The sequence below is a fragment of the Terrabacter sp. FW104-15G4B genome, from assembly GCF_058790095.1.
The window spans coordinates 25,260-42,562 of the sequence record NZ_JBYTCI010000007.1; the positions used below are offsets into that span (position 1 = coordinate 25,260).

Sequence of the window (17,303 nt, forward strand, 5' to 3'; positions counted from 1 at the left end):
ACGATTCGGTCGCGCACCCGCGGGGACGGCGGGCGAGTTGCTCTCTCGATCAGCTGGGCTGGCTGTCGTGCGCGGGGTGGTGGTGATGGATCGGCCCGTCGGTGGCGGCGAGCCGCTCGCCGGCGCCGCCCCACCGGAGGGCGATGATCTCGGCGGCGATGGACACTGCGGTCTCCTCGGGCGTGCGCGCACCGAGGTCGAGGCCGATCGGTGAGCTCATCCGGGCCAGCTCGTCGTCGGTGAGGCCGGCCTCGCGCAGCCGCTCGAGGCGGTCCTCGTGGGTGCGGCGCGATCCCATGGCGCCGATGTAGGCCACGTGCGGCAGCCGCAGGGCGACCTCGAGCAGCGGCACGTCGAACTTCGGGTCGTGGGTGAGCACGGCGATGACGGTGCGGCTGTCGACGCGGCCGGCGTCGACCTCGGCCTCGAGGTAGTCGTGCGGCCACTTGACGACGACCTCGTCGGCGCCCGGGAAGCGAGTCTTCGTCGCGAAGACGGGCCGGGCGTCGCACACGGTGACGTAGTAGCCGAGGAAGCTGCCCACGCGCGCCACCGCGGCGGCGAAGTCGATCGCGCCGAAGACGAGCATCCGCGGCTTGGGGGCGTGCGCTGCGACGAAGACCCGCATGCCCTCACCGCGGCGCTCGCCATCGGGACCGTAGGTGAGGATGGCCGAGCGTCCTTGCGCCAGAAGCCCTCTCGCGTCATCGCGTACGGCATCGTCAGCACGCCCGCTGCCGAGCGAGCCCAGCACGGAGGTGTCCTCGTCGTTCCCGTCGTCCTCCGGGTGCACGACGACACGCCGCCCCACCCAGTCCGGCTCGGCGTGCTCGATGACGGTGACGACCGCGACCGGCCGGCCGGCCGCGATGTCGGCGGCGACCTCGCCCAGCTCGGGGAAGGTGTCGCGCGAGACCTTCTCGACGAAGACGTCGAGGATGCCCCCGCAGGTGAGCCCGACGGCATACGCGTCGTCGTCGCTCACGCCGTAGCGCTGGAGCACGGGCGTGCCGGACCCCACGACCTCCTGGGCCAGCTCGTACACGGCGCCCTCGACGCAGCCGCCCGAGACGGAGCCGACGGCCTCGCCGTCGGGGCCGACGAGCATCGAGGCGCCGGGCTGGCGCGGCGCCGAGCGCCACGTGCCGACGACGGTGCCGACGCCGACGGTCTCGCCGGCCGACCACCACTGCATCAGCTCGTCCATCACCTCACGCACTGGCGACCACCTCGATCAGCTCCTCGAACGTCGCGAGCGAGTGCCCGGCGACGAAGTCGTCGATGTGCGGCAGGGCCGCGACGATGCCCTGCTGCACGGGCTCGTAGCCGACCTTCCCGCGGTGCGGGTTGGCCCACACGACGCGGTGCGAGAGGGCGGCGAGCCGGCGCATCTGCTCGCCGAGCAGCTCCGGGCCCTCGCGCTCCCAGCCGTCGGAGAAGACGACGACAACGGAGCCGCGGGCCATGCCGCGGCGGCCCCAGCGGTCGAGGAAGGCGCCGATCGCCTCACCGAGGCGGGTGCCGCCGGACCAGTCGGGGACGACGCGTCCGGCGGCGGCGAGCGCGCGGTCGGGGTCGCGCTCGGTGAGCGCGCGGGTCACGTGGGTCAGGCGGGTGCCCATGGTGAAGACCTCGACGTGGGGCACCGTGCGCACGAAGACGTGGGCGAGGCGAAGGAGGCTGTCGGCATACGGGCTCATGGAGCCGGAGACGTCGATGAGCAGGACGATCCGGCGCGGGCGGGTGTCGCGCCGGCGATGGTGGATGCGGCCCGGCTCGCCCATGCGGCGCAGCTGCTCGCGCAGGGTGGCGGGACCGTCGATCGAGCCGCTCCTCGAGCGGACGTGCCGGCGGGCACGGCGCAGCGGCGAACGCGGGTGGAGGGTCGCGAACATCCTTGCGGCAGCGGCACGGTCGGCTGTGCTGAGGGTGGCGACGTCGCGGTGGCGCAGCACCTCTTGCGCGCTTGCGCGGGCCTGGACGGTGTCGGCATCGCCATCGCCACCCTCGCCTTCGCCGCTGTCGAGGGGGGCCTGGCGCACGGGCGGGTGCACGGCTTCGGCGCGGCGGCCTTTCCGGATCGTCTCGCCGCCGAACCAGCGGTCGAAGATCTCGTCGTAGATGGGGAAGTCGGCGGGAACGCTTGTCAGCGTGGCTCGCCCGGCCCAGTAGACGCCGGCGCGCTCACCCATGCCGACGGTCGCAGCGGCGAGCAGGAAGGTGCGCTCGCGGTCGGCGGTGACACCGAGCCCGGCGGCGCGCAGGGCGCGGGCGAAGCCGAGGAGCAGCTCGTCGACGTCGGGCTCGGGGGGTGTCTCGGTCTGGAGGGTCATGCGGTGAGCAGCTTGTCGAGGGAGGCGCGGATCCTCTCGGAGTCCTCGCGGTACTTCAGGGCGGCGCCGAGGGTCGCGGCGGCGACCTCGGCGTCGAGGCGCGTGGCGCCGACGGTCTCGAGGGCGCGCGCCCAGTCGAGGGTCTCGGCGACGCCAGGGGGCTTGATGAGCTCGCCCGAGGCGCGGAGGCGCTGGACGAGCGTGACGACCTGCTCGGCGAGCGCGGCGCTGACCTCCGGGAGGCGGGTGCGCACGATCTCGAGCTCGCGCGCCAGGCCGGGGTGGTCGATCCAGTGGTAGAGGCAGCGGCGCTTGAGCGCGTCGTGCAGCTCGCGGGTGCGGTTGGAGGTCAGCACGACGATGGGCGGGGTCGCGGCGCTGACGGTGCCGAGCTCGGGGATCGTCACCTGCCACGTCGAGAGCACCTCGAGCAGGAAGGCCTCGAACTCGTCGTCGGCGCGGTCGATCTCGTCGATGAGCAGGACGCAGGGCGCTGCTCTGAGGGCTTCGAGCACGGGGCGGGCGAGCAGGAAGCGCTCGTCGAAGAGCTCGGCCTCGAGGGCCGTTGGGTCGTGGTGCTCGTCGCGGCTGATGGCCTCGACGGTGCGCAGGTGCAGGATCTGGCGCGGGAAGTCCCAGTCGTAGAGGGCCTGGGTCGCGTCGATGCCCTCGTAGCACTGGAGCCGGATGAGGCGGAGGTCCAAGGCCTGGGCGAGCCCCTCGGCGAGCGCGGTCTTGCCGGTGCCGGGCTCGCCCTCGAGCAGGATCGGCCGGTGCAGGCGCGTCGCGAGGAAGGTCACGGTCGCCAGTGCCTCGTCGGCGAGGTAGCCCGTGCCGCCGAGGGCGGTCGCGACGTCGGCGGGGCTGTCGAACACGTGGTCCATCCCCTGAGCATTGCTGATGATCGGGCCGTGCGGAAGCGAAGGCGCTCAGCGCGAGCTGGTCAGCTCGTCCGGGGTGTCGGCGTCACGGCCCGTCGCCAGGTCGCCGCACTCGACGAGCTCGTGCGGGGTCGCGCGGAAGTACTCGCGGGCGCCGTGGTCGCCCGTCGCTGAGGCGACGACTCGCTCCCAGTGGTCGCGCCCGATGAGGGCCGGGTGCCCGGGGACGTGGTTGTATGCGGCCCGTCGCAGGACCGGACGCAGGCTGGCTGCGTCGTTGTGGTGGGGGACGTCGAGGACGCGGCCGACGACCTCGGGCGTGAGGTCGGGCAGGTCGACGAGGGTCACGAGCACAGCGTCGACGCAGGCCTCCCCCTCGTGAGTCGATCGGGCAAGGGCGGTGAGGCCGGCGCGGAGGCTGGCACCCATGCCCTCGTGCCAGTCGGGGCAGGGGACGACGTCGACGTCCCGGCCGAGAACGGTGACGATCGCCGTGACCTCATCGGCGGCAGCGCCGACGACGATGGTGATGCCGGAGCAGCCGCCGGCGTGCAGCAGCGTCACGGCGCGTTCGACGAGCGTCGGCTCGTCCGGGTGACGACGGACGAGCGCCTTGGGCCCACCCATCCGTCGGCCGGCGCCGGCTGCGAGCACCAGGCCGCGGACGTGGGCCGTGCGGCCCTGGGTCGCCGCCGGGCTGGGTGCGCTCTGGCTGTCACTCACGCTCGGAACCTACCCGTCTCGATGCCCCGACGACGTGCGCAGGGTGGCGGTAGCCCGCTCCGGGGGACCTCGACCGTGCTGCCGGAGACGGCAGAAGCTCGACTCCGATCAGAGATCGAAGTCGAGCCCCCGTCGTGCCGACTGCGTCAGGGCTCCGTCAGCTCGCCGGTGTGGCCGTTACAGGCGTCCCCCGGCAGGAGTCCGATGGTGCGTAGGAAGTCCCGATCCGCCTTGGGGATCTGTCCCCACGACTGCGTGTGCCCCGGCTCGAAGTTGGGGTCGCTCGGGTCGAGGAAGCGCTCAGGGTTCTGCCCCGAGAAGGAGCAGATCGAGTTCGCACGGAACTCGGAGATCGGTGTCGTCTTCCCGCTTCCGGTCGACTCGCCGGCGAAAGCCGTGCTGGCGCCACCGATCGACAGACCCAGAGCTGTGAGAAGGGCAACGGCACATGACTTCTTGATCATTCTTTCCCTCCGTTCTGGGCCGCTCACTCGGCGACCCCGGACACAACGTATGACGTTCCTCGAACGACTCACGCACGTTTCGAATTGAGCGCGAAGTAAGGCTGCAATTAAGAGATAGACAACGAAAGTCGGTTAAGTCCGCTACCTCACAGTCGGCTCGCAGCCTTCAGCTCATCACGTGTCGGATGGGCATGCCATGGCTTGGGATCGGAGGACCGGCGCAGAACGTCCCTCCTGGCCGCTGCTTCATGGCGCCGAGTCGTCGCACCCAACCAGCACGATCTCGCTCCAGAGCGCCACCTCACGCTAGAGCGCAACACGACAGCACGAACCTTGCGGCCGATGTGCGCCGTCTACCCCGACGCTAGACCGGACATTCCCGCCGTGACGGTTTTGTCGAAACCTCACGAGGGGCGTGCTGAGGCGCGTCTACCCGCCGCCTATCGCCGCGCTGGAGCGGCCCACAGCCGTGAGACGGGTCGCGTCGGCACGAGTCGCCTTCATGCAGGTCAGTGGCACCTGGTGATACCTCCACGACCAGGTATGCCGCGAGCCGCTCGGCGCGGTCCGGGCGCCGACGCGGCATGCTTGGGTCGTGAGCAGTGGCGGTGCGTGGACGTGGGTCAGCTGCTGACATGCGTCGGTCAGCAGCCGCGGTCGTCAGTGTCGCGTGGTTCGGGATCACGGCCGGTGCCGGCGCGGTCTGGCTGCCGTGGAGGATCACGGGCTGGAAGGTCGGGTACCAGTCGGGGACCGGCCGCGCAGCCCAGGTCCTCGGTGTCGCGCTCATCGTCGCCGGCCTGGTTCCGGTGGTGTGGACGTTCGCCCAGTTCGTTCGTGCAAGAGGCACCCCGGTCCCCGGGGCCCTGACCGAACGCCTGGTGGTGGCCGGGTTCAACCGGTACGTCCGCAACCCGATCTACCTCGGGGTCCTCGTCATCATCCTCGGTGAGGCGCTGCTGCTGTGGCGGCTCAGCCTGATCGCCTACGCCGCGCTTGTGTGGTGGCTCACCGCGGTGTTCGTGCGGCGCTACGAGGAGCCAGCGCTGGCCAGGCGTTTCGGTGCCAGCTACGAGGCGTACCGCCATGCGGTGCCGGCGTGGCGGCCGCGCTGGCACGGCTGGAGCCCGGACGACCCCGACGGCCCCGTCACTGATGCGCCGAGGCGCGGGCGCCCTTCCCGATGAGTGAGCCGTCGATCCCGGCGATCGCGACGGCAACGGCCGCGTGCAGGACGCCGTACCACGGGTTGGTGTCAGCGCCGAGCCCCGCGAACAGCGGCTGCAGGACCCCGAGGACCACGAGCACGACCGCGCGGACCACGATGTCGCGTCCCTGTCGGGTGACGAGCGAGACGACGAGGACGGCGATGAGAGACAGGATCGTGAGGTAGCCGACCGCCTGGTGCGGCTCAAACCACCCGTCGTCCGCCTTGTGGTACTGCCGTTCGAAGATGCCGTAACCAGCGAGCACGAACTGTAGGGCGATCAAGACCATCGCGACACCCGCAACGATCGCGAGCGGACGCCCAGGTGCGGCCCTCGACGTGCGTAGCGGACCTGCTTCCTTTGACATCACACCTCCTCCTCGTCAGGGCAGGCATCCGGGCCACCCGTCCCGCGGTGAACGACTTCTGGCCCCCCGATCACATCGCAGCCCGTCCTGTGCGGCCGACGGCTGTGATCCGCGGCGCAAACCGATCCTAGGCGCGTCCCGTGCAATCCCACTAGCACGCGGCGCGCGCATGCGGACGTACCCGGACCAGACGGCACCCGGCAATCTCGCGGAAGGCAACCGTAGGCGCGGCCGCCATGACGGCGCGCGAGGAACGCCCGGGCCGTCAATGGCCCGCACGCCGACCAAACACCGCCAAATACCGAGCGAGCACTCGGCAAGCAAGGCGATCGCGTCAGCGCTATCCGCAGGTGTAATGCGTCCCATGAAGGCGGCGGGGACGTCGACGGCCGGGGGGTCATGTCGCCGTCAGCACCACGGCCTGTCCGGCCTGAACGTGGGCGCTACGGCTCCGGGCAGCGTCCGCAGCTCCGCGATCTGCTTGATCAAGCGAGGGTCGCGCGACGTGCGTCCAACCGCCGCGAGCCGGGCGACTCAGTCAACTGGTTCGAGAGACTTGCCGAGCCCCGCGATGTTCCCGGCGAATCACCGCGCCACAACCCACGCGACGCAAGATAGGTGAACAGCCGTGTCCCAGGAGGCCCAGCCTGACTCAGCTCACGCCTACACCGCTGGCCCGCGCTGCCCTGCGCTGGTTCCCGTGACGCTCAGCCCCTGACGCTGCACCGAAGTTCGACGAGGACTTCGAGCACGGCGCGATGCCGGTCGTGATCGAGACGGGCAAGCCGATCGCGCACGTGCCCCGGGCTCTGGGCGAACGCGGCCGCCGGGCCGCGGCGTCTCGGTACGCTTCACCGAGGAGGACTTGGCGCCTCGGAGGGGCGGCCGCAGCGTTCTTCGTGATTGCAACGGACTGGGAGTTGCCATGCGCCGGTTACTGTGTCTGATCACGGCTTTGGCCGCAGCACTCACCTTGACGGCGCTGCTTCCGCCCGGCGCAGCGAACGCGGCAGCCACGCCCGCCAACGTCGACGTTAGCCAGCGCCATCTCAACGAGTCAGAGGAAGCCGTCGCGGTCAATCCGACCAACCCCAACAACATTGTCATCGTGACCAATGTCGGTCATGGCGAGGCCGGGTTGACCGCTGGCATGTTCGAAGCGGTGAGCTTCGACGGGGGTCGGACGTGGACCACGAAGCTGATCGGGCTCGGCGCCGGCGATCCGCTGGGTGACAGCTGCTGCGACCCGAGCCTGTCCTTCGACCAGTACGGCAACCTGTTCATGACCTACCTCTACCAGGTGGAAGACACAGTCCCGATCGCGCTGAGCACGGACGGCGGCCGGTCGTTCACCGTGGTCGCCAATATCTCGAAGTCGGACCTGCCGCCCAAGAAGGGCGCCGGTGACAGCCGCGGACTGTTCCGGTTCGTCGACCAACCCACGATCACGTCGGGTGCCGGCCAGGTCTGGGTGGTGTTCAACGCCGGAGGTCCGATGGTCGCCACCGGTGCCCGGGTCAGCGGCCTTGGGCGGGTAGGGACGTTCGTTCCGGTCGAGGTCGTGCCAGGGACCAACAACTGCACCTACGGCGATGTCGCGATCGGTCCCAACGGGCAGGTGATGCAGGCATGCAGCTTGACCGAGAGCGGACAAGGCGGCGGAAAGGTCTTCGTGAACGTCGATCCGGACGGGGTCGGGCCTGCCGGATTCGGGGACCGGATCTACGCCACCGAGACTCACGTGGGCGGCTTCGACTTCATCCCGCCGCAGCCGGACCGCTCGGTCGACACCGAGGTCGGTCTGGCGTGGGACCGGAGCGGCGGCCCGCACGTCGGCCGCGTATCGATGGTCTACACCCGAGAGACCAAGAACGAAAGCGATGACACCGACGTCTACGTGCGGCACTCCGATGACGGCGGGGCGACCTGGAGTGCCCAGACGCGCGTCAACGACGACGCCACCCCGAACAGCCAGTTCCTACCCAAGATCGCGCTTGATCAGTGGACCGGAAGCCTCGCCGTGGTCTGGTACGACGCCCGCAACGACGGGGGAAGCGGCGGGCCCGGCGATACCGACGGACTGAGCAACGACGATGCGCAGTTCTGGGGAGCAGTCAGCACCGACGGCGGCAACAGCTTCGGGCCCAACCGTCAGATCAGCGCCGGCACCTCGAACTCGCGCGACTCGGGCAACGGGATCGATTACGGCGACTACTCCGGGCTCGCCTTCGACCACGGAATCGCCCACCCCGTCTGGTCGGACAACTCCAACAGCACGGGGAACAACCCGGACGGGACGCTGCACCAGCTGGACATCTACACAGCCATGTTGCCCGTGGCCCGGTAGCTCACCCGGCGCCGAAGACGTCGCTCACCCGTTGGCCACGGGCCCCGTCGAGCCCGCACGCGCGGCTGACGTTCTGCCGACTCGATGAGCTCAGCCTTGAGGTGACCGGCCAACGTCTGGAGCCGGATCGCGGGTGCTGGCCTGTCGTGTCGTCGAGCCCGACCCACAAAGTCATGCAGGACCGGCGCGTCCGTCCCCACCGACCCGGGGCCGCGGCCCCTCGAGGCGAACGCGGCGGTGACGAGCACCGCGCTGAGCTCACTCGCCTTAACGCCCGGGCGTGACGGTCTCCTGGGTCTGAACGGCCATCCGCTGACAGTCGTCGTGCTGGTCGGCCTCTTGTCGTGTCCTTTTTCGACTGCGCGCAGCGCTTCCGGTACATGCTCTTCGCGGTCTCAAGCTCGAGGCTCACCAGCGCGCGTCATCGACACCAGCGGGTACGCCCTGACCCGGTTCGTCCCAGCGGCGGCGACCGTCCTGCTGCGACAGGCGGTCTCGGCCGGAGAGCCCTTGGGCTTTCGCTTCGGCTACCCAGAGGTAACACTGGGGTATAGGAGGCGAGGCAATGAGCCGTGACGTCAGGGAGAACCCGTCCACCGAGCAGGCCGACCGCGCCCGTCGTGTCGACGCCACCGAGCGGGAGTCTCGCGCGATCGTCGAGGCGGCGCGCGAGAAGGGGTGGGAGCGACCGAGCTTCGCCAGGGGCCTCTATCTCGGCCGCTTCGACCTCGACCTTGTCCATCCCCATCCCCGGGCCGACCCTGCCGACGACGCCCGCGGTGACGAGTTCCTGACCCGGATGCGCGAGGTCTGCAACCACATCGACGGCGCCCGCATCGAGCGCGAGGCACAGATTCCCGACGAGGACGTCAAGGCACTGGCCGACGTGGGCGCCTTCGGCATGAAGATCCCCCGCGAGTACGGCGGGCTCGGTCTGACCACGTCGTCCTATGGCAAGGCGCTGATGCTTGCCAGCTCCGCCCACCCGAGCATCGGCGCGCTGCTGTCTGCTCACCAGTCGATCGGTGTCCCAGAGCCGGTCAAGCTCGTCGGCACCACGGAGCAGAAGGAGGCGTTCCTGCCCCGCTGCGCCGCGGGCGCCATCTCCGCCTTCCTGCTAACCGAGCCCGACGTGGGGTCCGACCCGGCCCGGCTGGCAACCACCGCCATCCCCACGGGGGACGGCACGGCATACCTCCTCGACGGGGTGAAGCTGTGGACCACCAACGGCGTCGTTGCCGACCTGCTCGTGGTCATCGCGCGGGTGCCAGCGCATGACGGTCGGAAGGGAGGCATCACCGCGTTCGTCGTCGAGGGCAGCTCCAAGGGGATCACCGTCGAGCGGCGCAACTCCTTCATGGGGCTCAAGGGGATCGAGAACGGTCTGACCAGGTTGCACCAGGTGCGGGTCCCCGTCGAGAACCGGCTGGGGAACGAGGGCGACGGCCTCAAGATCGCTCTCACCACCCTCAACGCCGGACGGCTGGCCATCCCCGCGATGTGCGCGGCGGCGGCCAAGTGGGCGCTGAAGATCGCGCGCGAGTGGTCCTCGGAGCGGGTGCAGTGGGGTCGGCCGATCGGCGAGCACGATGCCGTCGCCGAGAAGATCGCCTTCATGGCCGCCACGACGTACGGCCTGGAGTCGGTGCTGGAGCTGTCGGCACAGCTCGCCGACGCGGGTAGCAAGGACATCCGGATCGAGGCCGCAATCGCCAAGCTGTGGGCCAGCGAGATGGCGTGGAAGATCGCCGACGAGCTCGTACAGATCCGGGGAGGCCGAGGGTACGAGACCGCCGAGTCCCTGCGCGCCCGCGGCGAGCGAGCCGTGCCCGCCGAGCAGATCCTGCGCGACTCGCGGATCAACCGCATCTTCGAGGGCTCGAGCGAGATCATGCGTCTGCTCATCGCCCGGGAGGCCGTCGACGCGCACCTCAAGGCGGCCGGCGCGCTGGCGGACAAGCAGGCGACGTTCCAGGACAAGGCACGGGCCGCGGTGGGAGCCAGTGGGTTCTACGCGAAGTGGCTGCCGCATCTCGTGGCCGGCCGGGGCTCCGCCCCGATGTCGTATGCCGAGTTCGGACCTCTCGCCGAGCACCTGCGGTTCGTCGAGCGGTCCAGCCGCAAGCTGGCACGGCACACGTTCTACGGCATGTCCCGCTGGCAGGCGAAGCTGGAGTACCGGCAGGTGTTCCTCGGCCGGGTCGTGGACATCGGCGCCGAGCTGTTCGCCATGACGGCCGCATGCAGCCGGGCCGAGATGCTGCGGGTCAAGGACGACGTGCGTGGTCGGCACGCCTACCAGCTCGCTGACGCGTTCTGTGACCAGAGCCGGCTGCGCGTGGAGACGCTGTTCACCGCCCTGTGGACCAACACCGATGCCACCGACTCGCGGCTCGCGCGCAGTGTGCTGGCCGGCGACTACACCTGGCTCGAGGAGGGCGTGCTCGACCCGAGCGAGGGCACCGGACCGTGGATCGCCGCGTGGTCGCCGGGGCCCAGCGAAGCGGAGTCCGTCTGGCGCCCCCTCCGGTGACTCCGTGGAGCGAGTCGTCCTCGCTGCGCCTGCGCGAGGGCCGCCGCCGCTCAGGTGCGCTCCGGCTCCTCCCAGACCCACCTGTTCGATACGCGATGACGAAGGGCCTACCAACATGCGCATAGGGCCCATTCGGAGCCGCATGGCCGACCTGCTGGTGGGGTGACGAGAACATGAATCAGGGCCGCGAAGTTCGACACAACGGGGATCCGAGTGCCCCTGAGTGCGGGTGGCGAACAGAGTGGCGATGCGGTGCGGTACCGGGCGCGCGCGTCAATTCGCGGCGATCCGGGCTGGCACTTACAGCTTTCCGACGTGACTTCGCGCTTGCTCCACGACCGCATCCAAATCAAGGCCGTAGGCCCAGCGACCGGTCCCCGCAAATGCGCTCAACCGCTCCGCAGCACGGTCGAAAAGCCGATCAGCCCCAACCTGATTTCCGCGGGCCGCATGTGTCATGGCAACACAGACCTGCGCAAGCCCCTGCCACAGGTCCCGTTCCTCGATCGGCCCCGCCTTCCAACGCGCCTCCAGCACCTCATGAGCGGAGAACGGACGTCCCGCCCCCACAAGTTCTCGAGCTACGTCGAGAGTCTCTTTGGCAGGCAGGGGCTCCTCCGACACCGGCTCAACACCCTCAGCGCCATAGGGCAGCGGTCGGCCCAAAGCGTCGCGAGGCCTCGCCTGTCGAGCGCGGCCCTCGGTGTCCCGGTCACGATCAGCTCCCGTCATGGGACCAGTCTCCCAAGAGGCGGCACCAGACGGCGCGGCCACCTGGCGTCTTACCGCCGCGAGTTGGCCTCCCCTCACGCCGGCGTATCCAGAGTTGGCCCGGACAGGCAGAGTCGCTGCAGGGAGCCCTATCCGGAAAAGTCGGCTTCGGTCATGCCCTCGGCGTGACCTGCGGGCCATTGCACCATCTCTATGCGATGGCCATCGGGGTCCATGATCCAGGACGTCAAGAAGTCCTCCGAGCCATCCGGCGAACTGGGCGGTTCAGCAGTGACTCCCTGCGCGGCCAGATCAGCGATGGTTGCGGTCATGGACTCGACCTTGATGACGAGGTGGTTGAGGCCCTGAGGATCGATCCGGCCGATGTCGGGACTGTCGATGAGCTCGAGGGCCACGAAGTCGTCACCGGGAAGCTTGAGCATCGTCAAACTGCCGAACTCCGTCTCCGGGACGCTCCCAACCACTACGTAGCCCAGGGCGGTGTAGAACGCAAGCGAACGCTCCCGATCCACGACCCGGAGGCCGACATGCAGGGTTCTCATTGGCAGTCCTCTCCATCGGGCAACGCCACGCGGGATCGCGCGGGTGCTTCCTTTTGAAGCCGATGCGACAACCGTATGAGAAGGACAACGACTGCAGCTGCGTCGCTTCGCCGCTATCCAGCCAGCCGGCCAGTCGCCAGCCGGCCAGCCGGCCAGCTGACCAGGGCGAGTCTCACCCTCATCCTGCTGATGAGCGTGCGAGACGTTGGACACCCGCAGTGCCCGAGCGGCATGAACACTTCGTCAAACGTCGAGTCGCGGTAGGCACGGGCATCGCGCTCTACATCGCCTGGGTCGCACACCAACCCCGGTGGTGGTGGCCAGGCATAGCAGCTCGATCCCTGATCGCCAGGAGCAGCGGGACGTCCGCGTCGTTCGGTCCTACGGTGATCTTCATGACCGATGTGACCGTTCGCGCGCAGCAGCATACGCATCCCGCCTTCAACGAGATCCTCCAGCAGCGCGCCGAAGACTTCCAGTTGCGAACCGCCGACAAGATCACGGCCTTCGCAGGCTCAATGGGGTTCGTGTACTTACACGCCGCGCTGTTCGCGGTGTGGATGCTCGTCTTCGAGAGGAGCCCTTGGCCCACTCTGACGCTGGTCGTCTCGCTCGAGGCGATCTTCCTGTCGACCTTCGTCATGATCGGACAGAACCGTCAGGCCGCATTTGCGTCCGCCAAAGCGGCGCACGATTTCAACGAGTCCGAGCTTGAGCTCAAGACGAACACCGACCTGACGCGCCAAATACACGTGCTCACCACGGAACTCCATCGCCGCCTGCTAACGGCCGCAAGCGACGGAGACACCAGCCCGTGACCCCGAGCGCGGATTTAAGCCACTCAGGGCCCCAGAGCCCCAGATGTTTGGGCCACCCGACGTCGGAACACACCGCCTCAAGGGGACGCAATTCCGAAGGCGGGTTCACCAGCCAGCAGGGCAGACTGTCAGCGTGGTCATAGCGGTCAGGGCTGACTCGGGGCGCCAGACCTCCGAACGAACGACGGCGCTGCCGTGCACTTCTTCCATTCAAACCAGGCAGCGGCTCGCTGTAGTGCCTCCTACGGCCAGACAGAGGGACGACTTCAAAGTGGGCTTTGAACCGGACCTCATTCAGGGGCTCACGCCGGAGACGCGGAACCACCCTCACCTACGTCTATCCACCGCCTACGTCGCCGGTGTGTGACCGCCTCACTGGCCCTATCCGGGCACCTCTTCGGCGGCCTGCATGCGTATCGCCTCGTGTTGAGCCGCCGAGGCTAGCGGGCTGGATCGGATGACGGCACAGTGGTCCTTCCGGGGGCGCCCACGTTCGTGCCCGTCGTCAGGCGCAGGTATCCGTGGTTCGTGCCGCCCGGGCTCTATCGTTGACGGGAAGCTGCTTCCGGGCGGACCCGGGGGCTGGAGCGCTGAATGATGAAGCGAGAGACGCAATACGCGAAGAGCGACGGGGTCAGCGTCGCCTACCAGGTTGTGGGCGATGGACCCCACGACTTGATCCTGGTGCCGGGCTTCGTCTCTCATGTGGAGGTGGCCTGGGAGCAACCGCGCCTGGCCCATTTCCTAAGCCGGCTGGCCTCGTTCTCGCGGCTGATCGTGTTCGACAAGCGTGGCTCGGGCATGTCCGACCCCGTTGACAGCCCGCCGTCGATGGACCAGCGGATGGACGACATCCGGGCCGTCATGGATGCCGCCGGATCCAGCCGTGCCACCCTGTTGGGGGTGTCCGAAGGCGGCACACTCAGCCTGCTGTTCGCCTACGAGCACCCGGAGCGGACCCGGGCGCTGGTCCTGTACGGGTCGTGGGCACGTCGTCTTGCCGGACCGGACTACCCCTATGGCCCCTCGGCTGAGCAGCTTGAGGACACCATCGTCGGAATGGACCGGGCGTGGGCATCCGGCACGTGGTGGGATGGCGGCCGCCCGAGCCCGGCTGACGATGCGCAGCATCGCGCGTGGTGGGCTCGGTACCTGCGAATGGCGGCGAGCCCTGCCATGGCGCAGAACGCCATCCGCATGAACATGCGGATGGACGTCCGCGACCTGCTCCCGAAGGTCGAGCAGCCGACCCTGATCTTGCACCGGGCAGGTGACACGTGGATCGAGGTGGGACACGCGCGGTACCTCGCGGAGCACCTTCCGGGAGCCCGCTACGTCGAACTGCCGGGAACTGAGCACCGGCCTTGGCTGGGCGACGTCGACGCGATCGCTGACGAGGTCGAGATCTTCGTGACCGGTCGAAAGAGCCGTCCGAGGCGGCGGACCAGCCTCGGGGTGGATGCGCTGAGCCGACGCGAACGCGAGGTGGCCCTGCTCGCGTCACGAGGCGAGACGGCCAGCGTGATCGCCGGCCAGCTCGGTGTGAGCAAGCGCACCGTGGAGAGCCACCTCGTCAACGTCTACGAGAAGCTCGAGGTCGGCTCGAAGACGGAACTCGTGCGCCGGGCAGCCGAGCTCGGAATTTAGCGAAGTCCCGTATCTATACGGAGGTACCTCTCGCTGTCCGTGTCTAGTTTGATCGACAACCCGTAATCGAGGGAGGTCGAGATGAACGAGTCAGGGTCAACGTGGTCCACGCCGCGTGAACTGCTGTCGGTGGCCTTTTCGCCGCGGCAGCTCAAGCGGACGGTATCCGTCATGTTGGTTGTCGGGACCGCGTTTTTCGCGATGAACCAGCTCGGCGTCATCCTGGCCGGGCGCGCGACCGCCCTGGTCTGGGCGAAGGCTGTTCTGACGTATCTGACACCGTTTTGCGTCTCGAACTTTGGGCTGCTGTCGGCCACGCGCAGAAATGCAGACCGCTCGAGTCCGAGCACAACGGGTTGAGTGCGATGGGAATTTCACCCTGGGCAGCGTGCCGCGAACGGAAAGGAACAAAGACATGAACGAAACGGAAATGACCGAATTCGTCGAGAGAGCCATCGGCGATGTTGGAGCCCTACTCGGCGGTTCGATGGTTGTCATCGGCGACAAACTCTGCTTGTACAGGGCGATGGCCGGCGCCGGTTGGCTCAGCCCCGCAGACCTGGCCAGCCGCACCGGAACCGCCGAACGGTACGTGCGCGAGTGGTCGAGTGCGCAAGCGGCACGGGGCTACCTGCTGTACGACGGTGACGGCCGCTTCCTGCTCCCCGACGAACACGCCATCCCCCTCACCGATGAGACCAGCCCAGCCTGCGTCATCGGAGCCTTCGAGATCGCCGTCGGATCGGTTTACGCCACGGACACGATCGCAGCGCGATTCCGGACCGGGAAGGGCTTCGCCTGGGGCGACCAAGACGCTCACGTCCTCGGCGGCTGCGAACGGTTCTTCCGGCCCGGCTATCTCAACAACCTTGCCGGTGCCTGGATCCCGGCGCTCGACGGGGTGGAAGCCAAGCTCACCGCCGGCGCACACGTCGCCGACGTGGGCTGCGGACACGGTGCGTCCACGCTGCTCCTCGCACAGGAGTACCCGGCATCGAGCATCGTCGGTGTCGACGCGCACGAAGGGTCGATCGAGGAAGCGCGGAAGCGCGCCGCAGACGCGGGGCTGGCCGATCGGGTCCGCTTCGAGGTCGCCTCGGCCGCGACGTTCGAAGGGGCCTTCGATCTCGTCTGCTTCTTCGACTGCCTGCACGACATGGGCGACCCGGCCGGTGCATGTGCCCACGTACGCGATCGTCTGGCGCCGGGCGGGACCCTCATGCTCATCGAGCCGTTCGCCAATGATGACCTCAGCGACAACCTCAACCCGGTCGGTGCGGCCTACTACGGGTTCTCCACACTGCTCTGCACCCCGAGCTCGTTGTCCCAAGACGTGGGTGCCGCGCTGGGCGCTCAGGCGGGGGAGTCCAGACTGCGTGAAATCGTTGTCGGCGCGGGGTTCTCGACGTTCCGTCGGGTGGCCGAGACGCCGTTCAACGTCGTGCTGGAGGCGAGAGTGTCGTGAAGTTCGCGCAGATGATCGACTTCAGGTCGAGTCGGATCGCCGAGTTCGACCATTACCTCGATGCCTGGATGGCCAGGACCGAAGGTGATCGGATCCCGCATCGCGTCGTGTTGACAAAGGACCGGGACGACGACGACCAGTACACGCTGATGGTGGTGTTCGCATCGCACGAGCAGGCTATGGAGAACTCCAACCGCCCCCCGACCGCGGAGTTTGCCGCGTTCCTGGCAGGGATTTGCGAAGGTGCGCCAACCTTTCGCAACCTGGACGTGCTGAGCGAAGTACAGCTGTAGACCTGCTGACACCGGGCGCTGGCCCGCCCTCTGCGTGGCACCCGAAGTTCAGTCCTTGGCGAGCGGTCCGGTCCCCGGGGTAGATGCCCGCGACAAGGGATCGCGCTCGACTCGGAATGGTGCATCACACCGCCGCCAGTCGACCACTGTGACCGCGACGCATGAACAGCGTCTGTTGCTTCTACTCGCTGAAGTGATCCACCACGAGTTGCTCGCGTGAAATCGCGTCTAGGGGGTGCGCTACCTGTGCCTTTTGCCCGCAAGGCGCCATTGCCGTCGTGGGAGTTACGGCCTGAGTTGAAGGACAAGTACCAAAGTTCCCGTCCCGTCGCCGTTCTCGTCGAGCGTCCCATCGCCTCGGGCCGTCGCGAACTGGCCCGAGCCACCAGTGATGGCCAGCACCTTGTGCGGGGGCGGCGCGTTGACGAAGGAGAAGGTGATCGTCCCGCGGTTGGTCAGCTGCACCACGCCGCTGCAGTTGGACAAGCCCGTTTCGTCTAGCATGACGCAGCTTCCGACTTCATCGCCGACGGTTCGGGAGCCCTGCTGCAGCTGGTCGTGAAAGACGATCACGTCCGCGGCGGAGAACCCAGGCGGTCCCAGGTCGGTGTAGTTCGGAAGGCTGAAGAGCACGTGAAACGTCTGAGTGCTCTTGGCCCCGCTGCCGTGCGCGTCGGCGGATGCGCTTGGGGCTGACCCCTGCAGGAGCAAAGCAGCCATCGTTGCCGACCCGGCCAACGCCCCTGCTCGTATGAGCGATCCCATGAGATTCTCCTTGGTCGTCACTGGCGAACGTCGGCGTCGTGTCGACGTCCCGCGCCCGTTGCATGCGGCCGCAGTGCCAGATTCCTCCCCATGGCACCCCGAGACAACCCAGCCTGAAGGCAGAGTTCGCGACGTGCAGCCTTCGCGGCACTATGTCCCGTTCCGGTTCTGATGGAGGCTCTCAT

17 protein-coding genes are annotated in these 17,303 nt (G+C 68.4%); 8 read left to right on the plus strand and 9 right to left on the minus strand.

Annotation, left to right across the window (positions count from 1 at the left end):
• Positions 1–49 precede the first annotated feature (49 nt).
• The 5 genes from AC3WRT_RS07645 to AC3WRT_RS07665 all read right to left on the minus strand — a co-directional run bounded on the left by AC3WRT_RS07645 (position 50) and on the right by AC3WRT_RS07665 (position 4,401).
• The gene (locus AC3WRT_RS07645; protein ID WP_492720873.1) at positions 50–1,219 is read right to left on the minus strand and encodes an XdhC family protein; all 1,170 of its coding nucleotides are present in this window, start codon (positions 1,217–1,219) and stop codon (positions 50–52) included.
• On the minus strand, positions 1,212–2,333 hold the full coding sequence (locus AC3WRT_RS07650) for a vWA domain-containing protein (RefSeq protein ID WP_492720874.1): 1,122 nt from the start codon (positions 2,331–2,333) through the stop codon (positions 1,212–1,214). The genes AC3WRT_RS07645 and AC3WRT_RS07650 overlap by 8 nt, the downstream gene beginning before the upstream one ends.
• Positions 2,330–3,217 (minus strand): AAA family ATPase, encoded by an 888-nt coding sequence (locus AC3WRT_RS07655; protein WP_492720875.1) that lies wholly within the window; start codon positions 3,215–3,217, stop codon positions 2,330–2,332. Before AC3WRT_RS07655 ends, AC3WRT_RS07650 begins: the two co-directional genes overlap by 4 nt.
• A gap of 45 nt (positions 3,218–3,262) precedes the next feature.
• On the minus strand, positions 3,263–3,937 hold the full coding sequence (locus AC3WRT_RS07660; RefSeq protein ID WP_492720876.1) for a nucleotidyltransferase family protein: 675 nt from the start codon (positions 3,935–3,937) through the stop codon (positions 3,263–3,265).
• Positions 3,938–4,083: 146 nt separating this feature from the next.
• Positions 4,084–4,401, minus strand: a complete 318-nt coding sequence (locus AC3WRT_RS07665) for a hypothetical protein (RefSeq protein WP_492720877.1) — start codon at positions 4,399–4,401, stop codon at positions 4,084–4,086.
• Between the two features lie 635 nt (positions 4,402–5,036).
• On the opposite strand from AC3WRT_RS07665, the gene AC3WRT_RS07670 reads away from it, so the two are divergent.
• Positions 5,037–5,588 carry a methyltransferase family protein gene (locus tag AC3WRT_RS07670; RefSeq protein ID WP_492720878.1) on the plus strand — a complete coding sequence of 184 codons (552 nt, stop codon included), beginning with the start codon at positions 5,037–5,039 and terminating at the stop codon, positions 5,586–5,588.
• Here AC3WRT_RS07670 and AC3WRT_RS07675 read toward each other — a convergent pair.
• On the minus strand, positions 5,551–5,976 hold the full coding sequence (locus AC3WRT_RS07675) for a DUF6220 domain-containing protein (protein WP_492720879.1): 426 nt from the start codon (positions 5,974–5,976) through the stop codon (positions 5,551–5,553). The genes AC3WRT_RS07670 and AC3WRT_RS07675 overlap by 38 nt on opposite strands.
• A 955-nt stretch (positions 5,977–6,931) precedes the next feature.
• On the opposite strand from AC3WRT_RS07675, the gene AC3WRT_RS07680 reads away from it, so the two are divergent.
• Both AC3WRT_RS07680 and AC3WRT_RS07685 read left to right on the plus strand, forming a co-directional pair.
• Positions 6,932–8,323, plus strand: coding sequence for a sialidase family protein (locus tag AC3WRT_RS07680; RefSeq protein ID WP_492720880.1), 1,392 nt, complete (start codon positions 6,932–6,934; stop codon positions 8,321–8,323).
• Positions 8,324–8,888: 565 nt separating this feature from the next.
• Positions 8,889–10,856 carry an acyl-CoA dehydrogenase family protein gene (locus AC3WRT_RS07685; RefSeq protein ID WP_492720881.1) on the plus strand — a complete coding sequence of 656 codons (1,968 nt, stop codon included), beginning with the start codon at positions 8,889–8,891 and terminating at the stop codon, positions 10,854–10,856.
• Between the two features lie 300 nt (positions 10,857–11,156).
• Here AC3WRT_RS07685 and AC3WRT_RS07690 read toward each other — a convergent pair whose 3' ends face one another.
• Together AC3WRT_RS07690 and AC3WRT_RS07695 are read right to left on the minus strand one after the other, a co-directional pair.
• On the minus strand, positions 11,157–11,768 hold the full coding sequence (locus AC3WRT_RS07690; protein ID WP_492720882.1) for a DUF309 domain-containing protein: 612 nt from the start codon (positions 11,766–11,768) through the stop codon (positions 11,157–11,159).
• The gene (locus AC3WRT_RS07695; protein WP_492720883.1) at positions 11,717–12,130 is read right to left on the minus strand and encodes a VOC family protein; all 414 of its coding nucleotides are present in this window, start codon (positions 12,128–12,130) and stop codon (positions 11,717–11,719) included. Before AC3WRT_RS07695 ends, AC3WRT_RS07690 begins: the two co-directional genes overlap by 52 nt.
• Positions 12,131–12,525: 395 nt before the next feature.
• On the opposite strand from AC3WRT_RS07695, the gene AC3WRT_RS07700 reads away from it, so the two are divergent.
• The 5 genes from AC3WRT_RS07700 to AC3WRT_RS07720 all read left to right on the plus strand — a co-directional run bounded on the left by AC3WRT_RS07700 (position 12,526) and on the right by AC3WRT_RS07720 (position 16,353).
• On the plus strand, positions 12,526–12,948 hold the full coding sequence (locus tag AC3WRT_RS07700) for a DUF1003 domain-containing protein (RefSeq protein WP_492720884.1): 423 nt from the start codon (positions 12,526–12,528) through the stop codon (positions 12,946–12,948).
• A gap of 594 nt (positions 12,949–13,542) precedes the next feature.
• Positions 13,543–14,595 carry an alpha/beta fold hydrolase gene (locus AC3WRT_RS07705; RefSeq protein ID WP_492720885.1) on the plus strand — a complete coding sequence of 351 codons (1,053 nt, stop codon included), beginning with the start codon at positions 13,543–13,545 and terminating at the stop codon, positions 14,593–14,595.
• Between the two features lie 81 nt (positions 14,596–14,676).
• Positions 14,677–14,955, plus strand: a complete 279-nt coding sequence (gene nrtS / locus AC3WRT_RS07710) for a nitrate/nitrite transporter NrtS (RefSeq protein ID WP_492720886.1) — start codon at positions 14,677–14,679, stop codon at positions 14,953–14,955.
• Positions 14,956–15,010: 55 nt separating this feature from the next.
• Positions 15,011–16,060 (plus strand): class I SAM-dependent methyltransferase, encoded by a 1,050-nt coding sequence (locus AC3WRT_RS07715; RefSeq protein WP_492720887.1) that lies wholly within the window; start codon positions 15,011–15,013, stop codon positions 16,058–16,060.
• Positions 16,057–16,353, plus strand: a complete 297-nt coding sequence (locus tag AC3WRT_RS07720) for a hypothetical protein (RefSeq protein ID WP_492720888.1) — start codon at positions 16,057–16,059, stop codon at positions 16,351–16,353. The genes AC3WRT_RS07715 and AC3WRT_RS07720 overlap by 4 nt, the downstream gene beginning before the upstream one ends.
• Before the next feature lie 285 nt (positions 16,354–16,638).
• Here the strand turns inward: AC3WRT_RS07720 and AC3WRT_RS07725 are convergent, their stop codons facing one another.
• Complete coding sequence (locus AC3WRT_RS07725; protein WP_492720889.1) at positions 16,639–17,139, minus strand: hypothetical protein; 501 nt, start codon at positions 17,137–17,139, stop codon at positions 16,639–16,641.
• Positions 17,140–17,303 lie beyond the last annotated feature (164 nt).